Origin of the sequence: Rhizobium azibense (genome assembly GCF_004342325.1) — a bacterium.
Lineage (GTDB): Bacteria > Pseudomonadota > Alphaproteobacteria > Rhizobiales > Rhizobiaceae > Rhizobium > Rhizobium etli_B.
In genome coordinates, this window is sequence record NZ_SMBJ01000013.1 from 64,912 (window position 1) to 79,240 (window position 14,329).

Sequence of the window (14,329 nt, forward strand, 5' to 3'; positions counted from 1 at the left end):
ACGCAACCGGAACGATGTGAGCCGGCTTCATCCGCGGAGCCAAGCTCGGTGAGATCACAAGGCAACAGGATCGGAGCAAGTCACAAACGGAATGCCATAAAGCGCGACATTTTGATCGTCCGAAACCAAATACGCTCCCTCCGCCACGGCTTGCGCCATGAGCAGATGATCGAAAGGATCGCGGTGATGAAGTGGAAGAGCAGCGAGAGCGATAAGATGCGCGTCCGAGATATCCAGCCGGTCGAAACCTTGATCCGGCAAAATCGCAACAATCTCTTCGATATCGGCATCAAGTTTGCCGATGCGCAGCTTCACAGTGATTTCCCAAAGGGAGACAGCACTGACGAGGACATCATTCTCGGGATCGCCAATAAGGCGACGCGCATGGTTCCCTAGCTTCTCGTCGTCGTTCAGCCACCACAGCAAGGCATGTGTATCGAGCAGCAGCCTCACGTCCCGTCTTCCATGGACTTCAGAACATCCGCCGGCAGACCATCGAAGTCATCGGCAACTTTGATCTTTCCGCGCAACGCGCCTGGTTTCCGCATGACGACGCCGGCTGACGGCGGGCCGATTTCGGCGACAACCTTGTGATGCGACGTCAGGACGAACCGCTGGCCGTCTTCGACCTGCTTGAGGAAAGACGTCAGGTTGCCGCGAAATTCCCGCACGCCGACACGGCGGGGAGATGGTATCTGCTGCCGAGATTGGGTCATGGCGAAGCTCCGTTTCAGCGGCAAATGTGTACACAATTTTTGCGAAATGCAAGCATCTCCTTCAGCCGTATGGACAGATGGCGCTTACGCGCCATCTCCCGCCGCTTGCCAAAACGGAGATGCCAAGTCGGCGGGTCTTGTCGGCAAGATTGCCGGTAATGCCGGAGCCGGGGAAGATGACGACGCCAGCCGGCATGACCGAGAGCATGTCGTCATTGCGGCGGAACGGTGCGGCCTTGGCGTGCTTCGTCCATTCGGCTTGAAGGCGATCTGTATCACCTTGCGCGCTTCTGCCCAGCAGGCAGCGATACGTTCGGCGCCCTTCGGCGAGCCGCCGTGCAGCAGCACCATGTCGGGATATTTGGCGAGGGCTTGATCGAGTTTCGCCCAGATTCGTTCGTGATCATTGTAGTCGATGCCGCCGCCGAAGGCGATCTTGGTGCCTGCCGGGATCAGCACTTCGGTCTCGGCGCGCCGGCGGGCGGATGGAAAGTCTCTGGAGTCGATCATCGCCGCGGTCATGTTGGCGTGGCTGACCTTGGAGCCCGTCCGCGGCCGCCATGCCGAGCCGCATTGGCTTCGAAGTGGTCGCCCGCATAGGCGCGCATGAACTCGAAGGCATTGCGGCGCTCAAGCAGCGTGATGCCTTCGGCAACGAGGCGCTCCAACTCGACACTCTTGACCTCCGAGCCGTCCTGCTCGCGCTGACCGTTGCGTTGGCTATCCTCATTACGCTGAAGCTCCCGCTGGATGCGCTCGCCGGCGCGGTGGAAGAGATTGACCGTCGACCACAGGAGGTCTTCGAGATCGGGCTCCAGGCGGGTATCGCCGAGCATTTCGAATAGAGCATCGAACATGGCGGTCAGCGCCGACTGGACGACCGGCTCCTCCGGCAGCGGACGCGGGTCCGGTTCATCCTGGAAGGGGCGATGGCCGTAGATCTGCATCTCGTAGATGAAACGGTCGGTTGGGGACGAGGCGGGGCGGGGCTCGAAGGCGTCGTCGATGGGAAGACATAGGTTCAGATGGTCTCCGTCGGATTTGGGCCGCGCCTCTCGCGGCCTGACGGCGATTGGGCGCGGTAGCTCAATCCCTCGATACGTAGGCGCTGGGGATCCTGCCGCTAGTGCTTGCCCCGGAGTTCGGCGACTTCAACGAGGATCTGCGCCGGCTCAGTCCGGAACGGCTCATCGCTAATCTCAGGGCGCAGCTCGTTCTGAAACGCTCTGGCCTTTCTGCCCGCATGATCGAGCCGGACGGGGAAGGTGAGGGCGTGAGGGCCTACAGGATGGCAGGTCTCTGCCGGTCGCCGCACGGGTAGGCGCCCGCCCGCGGGCCTGCCGAGAGGCGACCCTTACCATGCGGCGGGCGGGCCTTCAGCGGGTCGCTCAGGTTTCTTCCCCTGGCTTGGGCCGCGTGCGGCCCGCCATTCCTGGCACAGCAAGAAACCTCCCTTCCGCCGCCCGGCGCTTCGCCGCGGCGTCAGGCGCCGCGGTTCCGGCCCGTCTGCCGCGTGGACAGGGTGCCGGCCGGCCGCATCGGCGTCAGCTGCGATGTAGAGACGCCGGCAGCCATCGGGCAGTCGGAAGGCGGCAAGGTGATCGGCGGTTCAGTGCCGGCCGGCTCGAAGGGCTGGGTAGCACGCGATTAGAACTCACTTCATGCTGGCGCAGCCTCTACATTTTGACCGGCTGACTTCTAATCAACGCACCGTTGACTTCTAATTATCAAAAGAAGATACGTGCATTCCAGCCTCCAAAAATTAAAATTAACGATCATTCCTGCCTTGGCGTTGAAATCGGCCCCAGCGGCCGTAACATTTACATACTAACTATTTTGCGCTAGTAAAGTCCGCGAAGCTCATGCTACGCCTTCCTTTTACGGCTCGATCAGCCTTTGGCCAGGCAAGGGAGGAACGACGTGCGACAGTTTTTGATCGGCAACCAGGCGTTCGACGACAGTTCTCCAGAGTTTCTGCCGCAGCTCGAACGCGCTTACGAACAGAAGCTCAGGCCACTTTGCCCGTGTCGGCAACCGCCGGTGCCGATGTATATCGCCCGGATGGATGGCCAATTCCTGATCAAACGGATGCCGCTTTCAGGACGAGATCACGATCCCGGCTGCCCATCCTATGAACCGCCATATGAGCTGTCGGGTCTTGGTCCATTGATCGGCAATGCCATCCAGATCGACGCAGCGACGGGCGCGGCTGTGCTGAAACTCGATTTCTCGCTGTCGAAACGAGGGAACCGATCGGCTTCGGCCTCATCTTCGGAGCCGTCGGAAACGGTGCGAAACGATCCGAAAAAGCTGTCGCTCAAGGCCATGCTCCATTATCTCTGGGAGACAGGGGAACTGACTGAATGGACGGCGCTGTGGGCTGGGAGACGCGGCTGGGGTCGCGTCCGCAGCAGCCTGCTGAACGCAGCGCGACAGATGATTGTCCGCGGCGGTCCGCTTAGCGACATCCTGTTCGTGCCGGAAGTGTTTCATCAGGAGGACAAGGAAGGGATCTCCGCCAGGCGCGCAGCGATGTTGGCCGGAGCCCAGTTAACCGGTCCCGGTCCGCGGAAACTGATGATGACCGTCGGAGAGGTAAAGGAATTTTCCTCAGCGCGCGATGGCCAGAAGATGCTGGTGCGCCACCTGCCTTTCCCCTTCATGCTCGATGAGGGTGCGTGGAAACGGTTGAATGCCCGATATGAAACCGAACTGGAACTGTGGCGATCCAACGAGGGGTTTCATCTCATCGGCATCGCCACGTTCGGCATTTCGGGAGCGGGGATAGCTTCGGTCGAGGAAGTGGCGCTGATGGTGGTCAACGAGAACTGGATCCCGTTCGAAACCATCCATGAACAGCGTCTCCTGGAGCGGCTCTCAAGCCTGAAGCGAAGAAGCGTGAAAGGACTCCGGTTCGATCTTTCGCGCGACCAGCCGATTGCCTCCGTGACCTTACCGGAGGCAAAGCCAGCGCCGATCGCCATGTTCATCGTTCCGACGAAGGCCGACGAAGACTATGACGTTGCACTGAATGAGATGATCGCCGCGAGAGCCGAGATGACGCCGTGGATCTGGCGTGTGGCCGACGGCGAAATGCCGCGGCTGCCATGATCCACACCAGCCTCCTTGGTCAGCGACGTAGGCGCCCTAAAAGGAAGCCATCGCCCGGGCGATCTCGAATGCGTGAAGCTATATCCCGGTCAAATCGGCCCAGAGAACTCTCTGCCATTTCTGCATAGCTGCACTGCACAAAAAATGTTTTACCAAGCGGTCAAAATATGAGCATATTGCCTCAAGTTGATGCAGTCGATGGTTTTCCTCCCAGTGCCATCGTATCAGCTGTTCCCCTCTGGAGGTTATTGACCTTCACACCTTAAAGGGCCCTGGTTTTCCAGCGGCCCTATTTTTCTGCATAGTTGGTGAGGCGGCCCCTTTGCATTGCACGATCACATCGGAAGCGGAGCGCTTGCCGTTGGCGGTAACCCACGCTTCAAGTTGGCGGGTCGAGCTCGTTCGCCGCGCGCTCCTATGGCACCCGGAAATCGGAGATGGAAAGCGGAGGATATTTCAGGTATTGCAGTTATGAGCGACTTGCCCTATATACATGGTCAGAGGTGTTCGCCATGACCAGCCATGTTCTTCAATTTACCGAATTGTCGGATCGCGACCGCAAGGCCGTCGCGCCGATCCCAAAGCTGGCGGAGGGCGACCACCTGGAACTGCGGATTCGCCGCGAAGGTGGACAGCTTCAAACCCTTTCTCTTCCAGCCTCGGCTTTCGCACCTGTCGAAGCACTCCTCGATCATCTGTTGCGCGGCAAGCGTGTTGCCGTGCTCACGGAAGATCAGGAATTGAGCCCGACCGACGCCTCCACCATCCTCGGCATCTCACGTCCTCTCGTGGTGCTGCGCATGGATCGCGGCGATCTGCCCTTCCGCTATGTCGGCAAGCACCGCCGAGCCAAGTTGAAGGATGTTCTTGCGCTCAAGGCCAAGCTCGATGCTCGCCAGAAAAGCCTCGACGCGCTGGCCGAGGACACAGAGGATCTGATCGTCAATCATGGCCTCTAAGCCGCCCGTCGCGGTCTACGATGCCTGCGTCCTCTACCCTTTCCATTTACGCAATGTCTTGGTCCAGTGTGCTTTCGACGGTCTCGTCGACGCACGCTGGACCGACGACATCCACGCCGAGTGGATTCGCAATCTGGCCATCGGCTCACCCGAGATACCCTTCTCCCGTCTGGAAGCGACCCGTGATCGGATCAAGGAAGTTTTGCCCGATGCCGATGTCGGTAACCACCAAATCCTCATCCCCAACCTCTCGCTACCGGTCCCGATGATCGTCATGTTTTAGCTGCAGCCATCGCCGGAAAAGCTTCCGTGATTGTCACGTGGAATCTCAAGGATTTCCCTGTCACGGAGCTTCGGCCTCATGGGGTGACCTGCGTATCGCCGGACAATTTCCTCGTGGGCCTCCATCCACCTTTTAGAGCGCATTGATCGACAGCATCAGGCGCGCCCGGTTGAATTTACGCAAGACGGTGCCGGCGGTTCACGAATTCATTGATGCACTGGACCATCAGGGGCTCCGCGCGTTTTCAGTGGTCCTGCGTGAGAAGGCCGCACAATTGGACTGACGGTCGAAACCGACAGAATTGTTAGAGGCCCGGACGCAACCCGTTAAGCTCGATCCGACGAAGAGCGGCCGAGGTCAGTCGCGGCGTCTCGATAGTAGATCTCGCTCACCCGAAACCGGCCGTCGATCCGCTTGCATTGGACGATGATGTCGATCGCGATCGTCAGCATCTCGCGGATGTCGTGCCGTTCGAGGTCCCCACCACCCTCCGACTCCTTGACCAGCAAAGTCAGCTGCTCAAAGGCGAGGCGGGCGGAGTCGGCATGGACCGTGGTGATGGAGCCAGGATGGCCGGAGTTGACATTGCGGATGTAGTAGAATGCCGTCCCGTCACGCAGCTCCTGCAGCAGGATACGGTCGGGCCGCATGCGCAGGCAGGATTCGAGCAGGTCCTTCGCGCCGACCTTGGCGAGACCCTGCCCGCCCTTGGAGTAAAAGAGCCGAACATGGTTGGGCTGCGGGACCACCAGTTCCGGTGTGTCCTCGATGGAAATGATCCGCTCATTTTGCGGGATGTGGCGGATCAGCGCTTTCGACAGCGTCGTCTTTCCCGACCCCGTGGCGCCGGAGATGATGATGTTCTTCCTTGCGAACACCGCCTCCCGCAGAAACGCCTTGTAGGCGCCGATCCGATAGTATTCCAACAGCCTTTGGTCCAATCGTCTCCCGTCGCTTTCGACAGGCGCGACATCGGCGAACAATCCTCCATGATCGAGATCCTCGAGGGTCAGCGACACAGAGGACGGCTTGCGGATGGTGATGCTGACGGTTCCCTTCGTCGTTGCCGGCGGGATGACGATCTGGATCCGCTCATCGTCCGGCAGGGTCGCCGACAGGATCGGCCGCGTCTCGTCGATCGACTGATTGGAGAAGCTCGCGACCGTGCGGGCGAGACGCATCAACCTGTCGAATGAGAGTTCGGGCATCTCATAGGTCTGCCATCCCTCCCTCCCCTCCGTGACGACCTGTCCCGGCCGGTTGACGATGACCTCGTAGAGGGTCTTGTCACGCAGAAAGCGTGATAGCGGCGAAAGCAGTTCGCGCACGACGCCGGAGTCGGCAGCTTCAGTCATTGCCGAACCTATTTCGTCACGAGCTTCGAGGAGGGGCTGAAATCCCCAAGCGCAGCACGGTCGTAGATGCGGTTGCGGGGCTCGGTCACACGAAGCCGGTAGACGGTGGAGAAATCGAGGTCGCGTGCGACGAAGATCGAAACCAGCTCGCCCTGATGTTTCATGAGCGTCGGCGGAATGTTGATCGATTGCTCGACGGCGATCGCCGCCGCCTGCTGACCGGCGCTGGTGGTGTTTTGCGCGTCGACATCGCTGTCCTGCAGCCGGCTGCTGGCATAAGAGCTGGCGTCGCCGACGATCGACAGGAGCATCGCGCTGCCAAAACGCTCCCACCAATGGGTGTCCACATAACCATCGATGCCGGCCCGGCCAAGCGCGTCGGTTGCGGGCGAAGCCAAAGTGATGATCACGCCTTTCGGCGTCTTCGCCCGGTTCCAGAGAACGAACAGGCGCTTTTGTCCACGCCGAATACCGCCGCGATATTCACCGACAATCTGCGTGCCTTTTTCCATCAGCACAACGCGGCCGTTATCTGAAAGAACGTCCCGGTTGATGACGCAGCTCGTGAACCCTGGCTGATCGGAGGAGAGCGCGGTCTCGAGAACGCAAGGAATGGATGTCCCCATTGCGACGATGAAATCACGATTGCCCAACGTGCCGGCACGCGATCCCTGCAATTGCGTCGGTGTCAGCAAGCGGTCGAAGCGCTGGTCATCGTTTTCGCCCTGCGAGGCGAAGCCGCCGGGATTGGCGCCGAGCGGCACGTAATTCGAGGCCTGATCCGACGCCTCGCCCTGATCCTGCCGCCGCGTTGCCGGCGATTTCTCGCCGCCATAGGCGATGACCGGCGCACGGCGGGCAGCATCGAGCAGCTTGTCGCCGTCGGTCGGCGCCTGCTCGGCGGCGACAGGCGTCGGGAGCTGGACCTGCGGCGGTGTCGCCACCGGCTGTGGCTCCTTCGCCGGTTCGAAATCCGATGTCTGCCGGATGACAACGCGCTCCGGCTGGGCACCGTCTGACGGCTTGTCCTGCCCTCGCATCGACCAGAGAGCGAACGCGACAAAGACGACGATCGCCAAGGCGACAGCGCCGCGTTTGAGGATCGGGTTATTGTCGAGCCGGCCGCCGGCCGACGTCTCGGCGCGCTCGCCCGGAATCTGGGTAATCTCTTCCTCGGCCATAACGCCTCCTATTGCGCCGCGCCGGGCGGCACTTTGACGACGCGCTCGACCGATGGTGACGTCGTGTTAGTCTCGGGATTGGTGCCGACGCGATCGTAGGCTTCGTTGAAGACGCAAAGCACGTCGCCGCCACGGCGCAGTATGAACTTGCGGCTGATCGCGTGAACGAGGACGAGATTGCCGTCGACTGACTTCGGAACCAGGCTTTCGCTGCCGTCGGAGTTTTCCATATAGATCGCCGGCATTTCCTGGTTGCCGGCAAAGGCGAAGGTCGTGACCTTGCCGTTGTCATAGACCGCTTGCGGTTCGAGCGCCTGGGACCCTTGCGCCGAATAACGCCAGTTGCGCGGTCCATAGGCTTCGTGAAGGGCAAGCACGCGATCGGCCTCGCCGGCTTGTGCCGCCTGCGCGCGCGCAGATGCTTCCAGCCGGCGCCGCTCCGCTTCATCAGCGGGATAGCGATATTTCACATAGAAATAGGTGTTCTGACCGGCTTCAACACTGCCGTCACGGACGGTGAGTTCCATCTGATAGCTGCGGGTCGAGCCGTCCCGTCGTGTCGTCACGACCGAGATATTCGTCACCGGCTGATTTTCGCGAGGCTTCAGGAACAGGATGTTGCCGGCCGGCGCCACCTCCCAGGCGACGCTGTTGCCGAGGGCGACATGAGCGATTTCCTCGTCGGCGGCGAATTCGATCTGCACGGAAGACCGGAGCGTGCCGACGACTTTTGTGATGTTATAGGGCTGGTAGTCGACGAAACGGATGCGGCTGTCCTGCGTGGCGCCGCGTGGCGTCTCGAGGGCGAGCGCCGCCGAAGAGAAACCGGTAACCAGAATGAGCGGGAGAAGGAAACGCGGTTTCAATTGATCGCCTCCGGATCGGCGCGATATTCGCTGACGACGAAGCCGATCGGGTTGATCAGCCGGTCGGTCGAGGACATCGGGGCATTGGCATAGGAAAAGGTCAGGGTCGCAACCCAGTGCGTCGTGCGCACCTCGTCACCGCGGGTCACCGTCCTCATATAGCGGACGGATGCCACATTGGCGTTGATCAGCGAGATGGAGACAATGTTGATCCGCGACGTGGCACTGCGGCCATAAATGTTCTGCGGGGAGTCTGGATTGCTGCCGCGGTAGACTGCGGCAAATCGAGTCTGCTCCGGCTGCGCCGATAGCAACGCCGCGGTGCGAAAATTCTCCTCGCCCTCGCTCCAGACGTAACCTTCGCGGGCACGGACATATTTGGCCGCGAAATATTTGGTGACGGCCTCGTCGTAGGTGCCGGCGGTCGATGTCAGCGCCGAAACCACATCGACGATGCCGGTGGAATTATCGACCCGCACGACGAAGGGCTCGACGGTTTTCAAAGGCGTGAGGCCGGCAACGGCAAAGACGGAAACGGCAGCAAGCGTACCGGCGCAAGCAGCGATGAACCAAGCGATGCGGGCGGAGCGCTCGACCTGGATCACCCGGTCCTGATCGAATCGGCGGGCCTTGTCGAAGTAACTTTTGAGGTTATCCGTGGTCACCATGTCACTCGCCCTCGCATGGACGGTAGGAGCTCGCGACATCGAAATGCGCGAAAGCGGCCGGTGTGGCTGAAGATGGTTCCGGCACATAGGCGGCGGCGTGACTGGTCGGCTCAGCGGGAACGGCCCGGGTCGCCGGCTGCTCGCCTCCACTGTCCTGCCATTGCCACATGGCGCGGTTCAGCGGCCGGCGGGAATAACCATCACATTTCGGTAGCGGGTGGGAAATCGAACCGCAGCCTACGAGACCGGCGGTCAGCAAAAACGACAAAACGATACGAAGCATCGAAAAAACCTGTTCAATTGTCTGAAGCGTTGGTGACCGTCATTCGGTCCGGCCTGGCGTCAGGCGGCGGCCGACGGAACGCGCGCCGCGGCCGACCGCTCTGACTGTGTGGGATGTCGCCCAGGCGAGCGTGCTTTCGTGCGCATCGCGGGCGGCGCCGTAGCCGTAGGTGAGCGACGCCCCGCCCGCCGCAAGAGCCGAAGCAATGCCGGGCAGTTGGTAGAAGACGTAGAGTGCGGCGACGCAAATGGCGCAGAGCGCGATCGGCCGCATCAGCACGTCGCTATAACCTTCGATCGCCGTAAACGTCGTATCGATGCAGGTGATCAGCAGCGAGCCGATGGCAACGACCAGGACCTGAAGGATGACGAAATTGACGAGCTGGCCGATCCAGGATTCGGTGAACCGGCGGGTCGACTGGAACATGGCGAGCGCGATGAAGATCGGACCTATTGCCAGCACGATGGCAAGCGTCAGCCGGGCATAGAGCGAAACTATATAACCGATCGCCGCGACAAGAAAGCTTCCGCCGATAACCAGTAGGCCGCCCACGCCGGTGACGATATCGATAGGCCAGGAGCCCCGCGACCATATCTCTTTGGCGCATTTCTGGCCCTTATCGAGCAGGCTGTCGAAGGTCGACGCGCTCGGCGCCGTGCCCGAATTCAGCGCCTGCGAGATTTCGCGCGGCAGCGCATCGAAGAAGATATTGGTGACGTAGGTCTGATAGTCGCCGGCGTTCCTCACCAGCATGACGATGATGGCGAGCTTCATCGCCCGGAAGGCGAATTCGAGGATCGGTTCCTGCACGGAGCCGCGCAGGACGAGATAGCCGTAGAGCACGACATAGAGGGTGAGTGCCGCCGTCAGCGGGCCGCTGACCCAGTTGGCGATATTCGAGGTGCCGGAGGAAATGAAGTTTTCCAGCGGTGTCTTGAACTGTCCGTCGACGAAGCTGAAGACCTGATACATCGTCAGCCTCCCAACGATTTGCCCATCCGCTCCAGCCGCAGCTTGCCGTCGGCTGCCTCGGCGTTGCGGCAATTGGGCGTATCGCGGAGTTCTCCGGGATTGTTACGGCATTCGCCGATAATCCTAGCGAGCAGACCATCGTCCGCCATGAGCTCATCGACGGTGTAAATCTTATCCGCCTGTGGGGAGCAGGCCGCCAGTAAAAGCATGGCCGCGCTAGAAAGAAGCCACTTCATTTCAGCGCCGCTCCCATCGTGTCCATTCGCTTGCGCCAGTCCTCAGCCTTGCGTTGGTCATCGACCTGCACCTGAGCCTGCTGGACCATCTGCAGGCCCTGCATGCGCAGGACGTCGGCTTGCAAGAAGGCGGTCTCGGCCTGGAGGCGGGCCTGCAGATCGGCGATGTCCTTGGCGTCGGCAGCACCGGAGATTTTCTGGCGAAGCTCATCGATGCCGCCGATGCGCTTGGTCGCCGCATCGTAGATCTGCCGGCCGAGGCTCATCTGCCCGGCGTTCTGGTTCTGGATGCGCGACAGTTCCTGCGCATAGAAATCGTCGGCATCGGTGCGGTAGGTGGAATTGTCTTGAACGAATTTGGAAGCGGAACTACCGAAGACGCCGCTGCCGGAACCTTTGAACAGCCCCTCGATCGCGTTGAAGTCCTGCGGAAGCGCCTTGCGGATCGACGGATCGTTCAGCAGGTTGGCGACGTCGGCCATGTTGGTGATCTTGTTCAGCGAGCCGTAGAGCTGCTGGGCTTGTTGGAGCTGCTGGTTCAAGGCGTCGAGCTGGGACTTCAGCTGCGCGATGCTCTCGATTTGCTTGGCGATCGATGTCTGATCGATGACGGGGATGCCCTGCGCCGATGCTAGCATCGCCGACGCCAAAAGAGCGGCCGATACAAACAATGGCCGCATCGTTCCTGTTCGGATCATGCTGTCTTCCTCCTCTGATGAAACACGGCAAGCCAGTCCTCCCGTCCCTCGCCGATCTCCAAACGGATAGCATCGGCAAGCTCGACATTGGCGGTCCGGCCGGAGAGGATGGCAAGTTCGTCGTCGAAGCCGTTGAGGTTCAGCTCGGCGACAACGCTGTTGTGCCCCTGCTTGACGATGAACCGGCGGCTCTCGACGGAGAGTTCGCGCGAGACGAGCTCGAATTCGCGCTCCGTCAGCTTGAAGCCGTCGACATAGTCGGCGCGGTCGCCGCGCGGGTTCGGAAGAAAGATCTGTGTCGGGCACTGCTCGATGATCGTGTGGGCGATCGGCGAGACGATGGCATCGCGCGGGCTCTGGGTCGCAAACAGCATGAGACCGTTCTGCTTGCGGATCGTCTTGAGTTTGTTCTGGGCGAGATCACGAAAGCCTTCGTCCTGCAGCGCCTTCCAGAACTCGTCGATGACAATGATGATGCGACGCCCGTCGATCAGCTGCTCGATCCGATAGAACAGGTAGGCCATCAACGGCGTGCGGATCTCCTCATTGTCGAGGAAATCGGTCATGTCGTAGCCGATGAACCTGGCGCCGATGCCGATATCGTCAGCCTCGTTGTCGAATACCCAGCCGAGCGGGCCGCCCTTTTCCCATCGTCGGAGACGTGCGGCAATGCCCTCGGGATCGGTGTTGTTGAGGAAGGTGCGCAGGGCGCCGATGGAGCGACGCTCCACCGGCAGGTCCGCCACCCCGTCGACCGCCGAGGTGATGTCGCGCAACTCGGTGATCGACAATTCGCCAGATCCGGATCGGACCAGCTTGGCGATCCAACCGGTGAGGAATACTTTGTTTTCCGCAGTGAATTCCAGTGCTTTCACCGGCGCGCAGCCGGTGGCGACACCATTCTTCAGCGGCAGATAGGTGCCGCCGGCCGCCCGCACGAAGAGATCGGCGCCACGGTCCTTGTCGAAGAAGACCATATGCGGGTCATGCTTTTCGAGCTGGGACAGCATGAAATTCAAGAGCACCGTCTTGCCGGCACCCGACGGACCGCAGACGAAACTGTTGCCGAGATCGCCGTGATGAAAGTTGAAATAGAAGGGCGAGCCGGACGCGGTCTTGAGCATGGCGACCGCCGGTCCCCACTCGTTGCCGTCCTTCTTGCCCGCCGGATAGGAATGATAGGGAGCAAGGGCTGCGAAGTTGCGCGACGTGATCGCTCCCGAGCGCGCCCGGTAGCGGAAATTGCCCGGCACTTGCGCCCACCAGGCAGCCTCGAGCCCAAGATCCTCGCGGGCGACGACCGCGCCGCCGCTGGTGAGATAGGCCCGCGCTTTCGCCATGTGATCAGTCAGTTCCTTGACCGAGGGCGCGAAGACGGCAAGCGCAAGATGATGTTCCCCGAGAACGAAGCGATTGGATTCGAGATCGTCCATCGCCTCGCCGAGTTCCTCGATCTGTGAGGCCGCCTTGTCGCCGGCGCTGACCATCTGGTTCTGCTTGCGGCCCATGATCGTGCGGGCATCGGCCTTTGAGGTGAAAGCGAAGGACTGCGTCAGGATAAGCTCGAAAGGTGCGGTCAAGATAGCGTCGAGCATGCCGCTGCGCGTCGTCGCCGGATATTCCTTGAAGCCGAACATGCCGGCATAGCGGCTGTCGGCCTCGTGACGGATCTCGACGGTCTCGCGCCCGAAAATGACCCGGTCGGAATAGATTGCCGAGGAAATTCGTCCCTCCGTCAATGGGATCGGCTCCCGCCGGCCGCCGACGATCTGGTGGAGCACTTCGCTCGGCTCGGAGAACAGGATCCCGTCCTGTTCGTGGAGGGTGAGCAGCCGCGGCTCGAAGCGCTTCAGGCCGGCGACGACATCCGCCACGCGGTCACGCAGATGCTTCAGGGCCTGCCCGTCGAGCTCGGTATCGGATCGGCGGGCCTTGCGCAGCCGGGAGAGAAGCTTGGCCGCCTTTTCGGCAGGATCCCGGCCGGGATGCCAGACAAGGGTGAGGTAAAGATCGTTGCGAAACAGATCTTCCCTCACCATGCGCTCGCGGTATCGCGCGTTCAGACCGTCGGAGAAGGGATTGGCGAAGCGTCCCTCGGGATAAGCATTGTCGCGGCGGCGCACCAGATGCGTCCAGAGCGCCAGCCGCTCGTCAGCGATATTGCGATAGAGCGTGTTCAGGCTGCGGTGCAGGTCGTTGAGGTCCCTGACGTCCGAAGTTTCGAAGGAAACGCCGTCGAGAGCGATCATCGTCATCAACGCTCGGGATTCGAGCGCAATGGTCGTCTCGTCGACATGCCTGACATAGGGGATGAAGGTTTCCGGCCCGAGCTCGCGCGACCGGAGCGTCGCAATGTTAGACAAAGCTGAGATCCCTTTCGTCATAACGTCGGGTGAGCGTCAGAGGCGAGAGCGTGGCGCCGCCCCAATAGGCGGCATTGCGGGAGCGGCCACGGGTTTCGATCCACGCAATCAGGATCCGAAACATGTTGTGGTCGTGCTTGACGAGCGCCCGGAACACGACGTGGAAGACGACGCCGATCAGCGCATAGGCGATCGACCCCGCTGTGATGTAGAGAATGGTCGTCAGCATGATGTTGACGCCCATCGCCTCCATCGTCACGCCTGCGATCGTCGCCGGGCGGGTGCAGGCGAGGAACAGGATGTCTTCTTCGAGGCTGGGAGCGTTTGCCATGCCCGTCAGCCTCCGACGATGGTGTTGACCAGCTCGGTGGCGCCAAAAATGCCGCCGATCCCGATAATCCAGAAGCCGGCCCGCCTCAAATCCATGTAGCCAAACATCCAGGCAATGCAGATGATGATGACGGCGATGACCGCCAGCAGACGGGCGATATTGCCGGTCAGCATGTCGACGATGTTCTGCAGCACGGTTTCGATGCCGGCGGCCTGGGCGAAGGCCGGCTCGACCAGGCAGATGACAATGGCGGCCGCCATCAGCGTGGATGCGGCAAAGGGGCGAAGGCTGGCTTTGGAGATCATTC

17 protein-coding genes and 1 pseudogene are annotated in these 14,329 nt (G+C 61.0%); 4 read left to right on the forward strand and 14 right to left on the reverse strand.

From position 1 onward, the window contains the following. Positions 1-54: 54 nt before the first annotated feature. The 3 genes and pseudogenes from EV130_RS27965 to EV130_RS27975 all read right to left on the reverse strand — a co-directional run bounded on the left by EV130_RS27965 (position 55) and on the right by EV130_RS27975 (position 1,741). A complete protein-coding gene (locus EV130_RS27965) occupies positions 55-453 on the reverse strand; it encodes a type II toxin-antitoxin system VapC family toxin (RefSeq protein ID WP_008536014.1) in 399 nt (132 codons plus the stop codon). Continuing rightward, on the reverse strand, positions 450-716 hold the full coding sequence (locus EV130_RS27970; protein ID WP_004676093.1) for a type II toxin-antitoxin system Phd/YefM family antitoxin: 267 nt from the start codon (positions 714-716) through the stop codon (positions 450-452). Before EV130_RS27970 ends, EV130_RS27965 begins: the two co-directional genes overlap by 4 nt. Before the next feature lie 84 nt (positions 717-800). Beyond that, positions 801-1,741, reverse strand: a pseudogene (locus EV130_RS27975) (DUF2493 domain-containing protein). Between the two features lie 101 nt (positions 1,742-1,842). Between EV130_RS27975 and EV130_RS32750 the strand changes: the two are divergent. The 4 genes from EV130_RS32750 to EV130_RS33600 all read left to right on the forward strand — a co-directional run bounded on the left by EV130_RS32750 (position 1,843) and on the right by EV130_RS33600 (position 5,069). Continuing rightward, positions 1,843-2,037: a hypothetical protein gene (locus EV130_RS32750; RefSeq protein ID WP_010011691.1), complete on the forward strand. Its 195-nt coding sequence runs from the start codon at positions 1,843-1,845 to the stop codon at positions 2,035-2,037. Between the two features lie 599 nt (positions 2,038-2,636). Next, positions 2,637-3,827, forward strand: a complete 1,191-nt coding sequence (locus EV130_RS27980) for a DUF1173 domain-containing protein (RefSeq protein WP_026188839.1) — start codon at positions 2,637-2,639, stop codon at positions 3,825-3,827. 437 nt (positions 3,828-4,264) lie between these two features. Further along, complete coding sequence (locus tag EV130_RS27985) at positions 4,265-4,786, forward strand: MerR family transcriptional regulator (RefSeq protein WP_018247157.1); 522 nt, start codon at positions 4,265-4,267, stop codon at positions 4,784-4,786. Continuing rightward, positions 4,776-5,069 carry a hypothetical protein gene (locus tag EV130_RS33600; RefSeq protein ID WP_004673430.1) on the forward strand — a complete coding sequence of 98 codons (294 nt, stop codon included), beginning with the start codon at positions 4,776-4,778 and terminating at the stop codon, positions 5,067-5,069. The genes EV130_RS27985 and EV130_RS33600 overlap by 11 nt, the downstream gene beginning before the upstream one ends. A gap of 326 nt (positions 5,070-5,395) precedes the next feature. On the opposite strand, the gene virB11 is transcribed toward EV130_RS33600, so the two are convergent. Genes virB11 through EV130_RS28045 form a run of 11 tightly spaced genes read right to left on the reverse strand, consistent with a single transcriptional unit; the run spans position 5,396 to position 14,327 of the window. Next, the gene (gene virB11 / locus EV130_RS27995; RefSeq protein ID WP_004673428.1) at positions 5,396-6,424 is read right to left on the reverse strand and encodes a P-type DNA transfer ATPase VirB11; all 1,029 of its coding nucleotides are present in this window, start codon (positions 6,422-6,424) and stop codon (positions 5,396-5,398) included. An 8-nt stretch (positions 6,425-6,432) separates the two neighbouring features. Continuing rightward, positions 6,433-7,605, reverse strand: coding sequence for a type IV secretion system protein VirB10 (gene virB10, locus EV130_RS28000; protein ID WP_004673426.1), 1,173 nt, complete (start codon positions 7,603-7,605; stop codon positions 6,433-6,435). A gap of 8 nt (positions 7,606-7,613) precedes the next feature. Next, positions 7,614-8,471 (reverse strand): P-type conjugative transfer protein VirB9, encoded by an 858-nt coding sequence (gene virB9, locus EV130_RS28005; protein WP_004673424.1) that lies wholly within the window; start codon positions 8,469-8,471, stop codon positions 7,614-7,616. Next, a complete protein-coding gene (locus tag EV130_RS28010) occupies positions 8,468-9,139 on the reverse strand; it encodes a VirB8 family type IV secretion system protein (RefSeq protein WP_004673422.1) in 672 nt (223 codons plus the stop codon). Before EV130_RS28010 ends, virB9 begins: the two co-directional genes overlap by 4 nt. 1 nt (position 9,140) lies before the next feature. Continuing rightward, a complete protein-coding gene (locus tag EV130_RS28015; protein WP_004673420.1) occupies positions 9,141-9,422 on the reverse strand; it encodes a hypothetical protein in 282 nt (93 codons plus the stop codon). Positions 9,423-9,461: 39 nt separating this feature from the next. Continuing rightward, positions 9,462-10,394: a TrbL/VirB6 family protein gene (locus EV130_RS28020; protein WP_004673418.1), complete on the reverse strand. Its 933-nt coding sequence runs from the start codon at positions 10,392-10,394 to the stop codon at positions 9,462-9,464. Between the two features lie 2 nt (positions 10,395-10,396). Further along, positions 10,397-10,630 carry an EexN family lipoprotein gene (locus EV130_RS28025; protein ID WP_004673415.1) on the reverse strand — a complete coding sequence of 78 codons (234 nt, stop codon included), beginning with the start codon at positions 10,628-10,630 and terminating at the stop codon, positions 10,397-10,399. Beyond that, positions 10,627-11,328 carry a P-type DNA transfer protein VirB5 gene (gene virB5 / locus EV130_RS28030; RefSeq protein WP_004673414.1) on the reverse strand — a complete coding sequence of 234 codons (702 nt, stop codon included), beginning with the start codon at positions 11,326-11,328 and terminating at the stop codon, positions 10,627-10,629. The genes EV130_RS28025 and virB5 overlap by 4 nt, the downstream gene beginning before the upstream one ends. Continuing rightward, positions 11,325-13,691: a VirB4 family type IV secretion/conjugal transfer ATPase gene (locus EV130_RS28035; RefSeq protein WP_004673411.1), complete on the reverse strand. Its 2,367-nt coding sequence runs from the start codon at positions 13,689-13,691 to the stop codon at positions 11,325-11,327. Before EV130_RS28035 ends, virB5 begins: the two co-directional genes overlap by 4 nt. Continuing rightward, positions 13,684-14,022: a VirB3 family type IV secretion system protein gene (locus tag EV130_RS28040; RefSeq protein WP_018247156.1), complete on the reverse strand. Its 339-nt coding sequence runs from the start codon at positions 14,020-14,022 to the stop codon at positions 13,684-13,686. The genes EV130_RS28035 and EV130_RS28040 overlap by 8 nt, the downstream gene beginning before the upstream one ends. 5 nt (positions 14,023-14,027) lie before the next feature. Continuing rightward, positions 14,028-14,327, reverse strand: a complete 300-nt coding sequence (locus EV130_RS28045) for a TrbC/VirB2 family protein (protein WP_004673407.1) — start codon at positions 14,325-14,327, stop codon at positions 14,028-14,030. Between the last annotated feature and the right edge of the window lie 2 nt (positions 14,328-14,329).

What these genes read in the sequence shown, in the direction of transcription:
- EV130_RS27970 (WP_004676093.1), bottom strand. Translation starts at nt 716, where the DNA reads ATGACCCAATCTCGGCAGCAGATACCATCTCCCCGCCGTGTCGGCGTG.
- EV130_RS27985 (WP_018247157.1), top strand. Translation starts at nt 4,265, where the DNA reads ATGGAAAGCGGAGGATATTTCAGGTATTGCAGTTATGAGCGACTTGCC.
- EV130_RS33600 (WP_004673430.1), top strand. Translation starts at nt 4,776, where the DNA reads ATGGCCTCTAAGCCGCCCGTCGCGGTCTACGATGCCTGCGTCCTCTAC.
- virB11 (WP_004673428.1), bottom strand. Translation starts at nt 6,424, where the DNA reads ATGACTGAAGCTGCCGACTCCGGCGTCGTGCGCGAACTGCTTTCGCCG.
- virB10 (WP_004673426.1), bottom strand. Translation starts at nt 7,605, where the DNA reads ATGGCCGAGGAAGAGATTACCCAGATTCCGGGCGAGCGCGCCGAGACG.
- EV130_RS28010 (WP_004673422.1), bottom strand. Translation starts at nt 9,139, where the DNA reads ATGGTGACCACGGATAACCTCAAAAGTTACTTCGACAAGGCCCGCCGA.
- EV130_RS28015 (WP_004673420.1), bottom strand. Translation starts at nt 9,422, where the DNA reads ATGCTTCGTATCGTTTTGTCGTTTTTGCTGACCGCCGGTCTCGTAGGC.
- EV130_RS28020 (WP_004673418.1), bottom strand. Translation starts at nt 10,394, where the DNA reads ATGTATCAGGTCTTCAGCTTCGTCGACGGACAGTTCAAGACACCGCTG.
- EV130_RS28025 (WP_004673415.1), bottom strand. Translation starts at nt 10,630, where the DNA reads ATGAAGTGGCTTCTTTCTAGCGCGGCCATGCTTTTACTGGCGGCCTGC.
- virB5 (WP_004673414.1), bottom strand. Translation starts at nt 11,328, where the DNA reads ATGATCCGAACAGGAACGATGCGGCCATTGTTTGTATCGGCCGCTCTT.
- EV130_RS28040 (WP_018247156.1), bottom strand. Translation starts at nt 14,022, where the DNA reads ATGGCAAACGCTCCCAGCCTCGAAGAAGACATCCTGTTCCTCGCCTGC.
- EV130_RS28045 (WP_004673407.1), bottom strand. Translation starts at nt 14,327, where the DNA reads ATGATCTCCAAAGCCAGCCTTCGCCCCTTTGCCGCATCCACGCTGATG.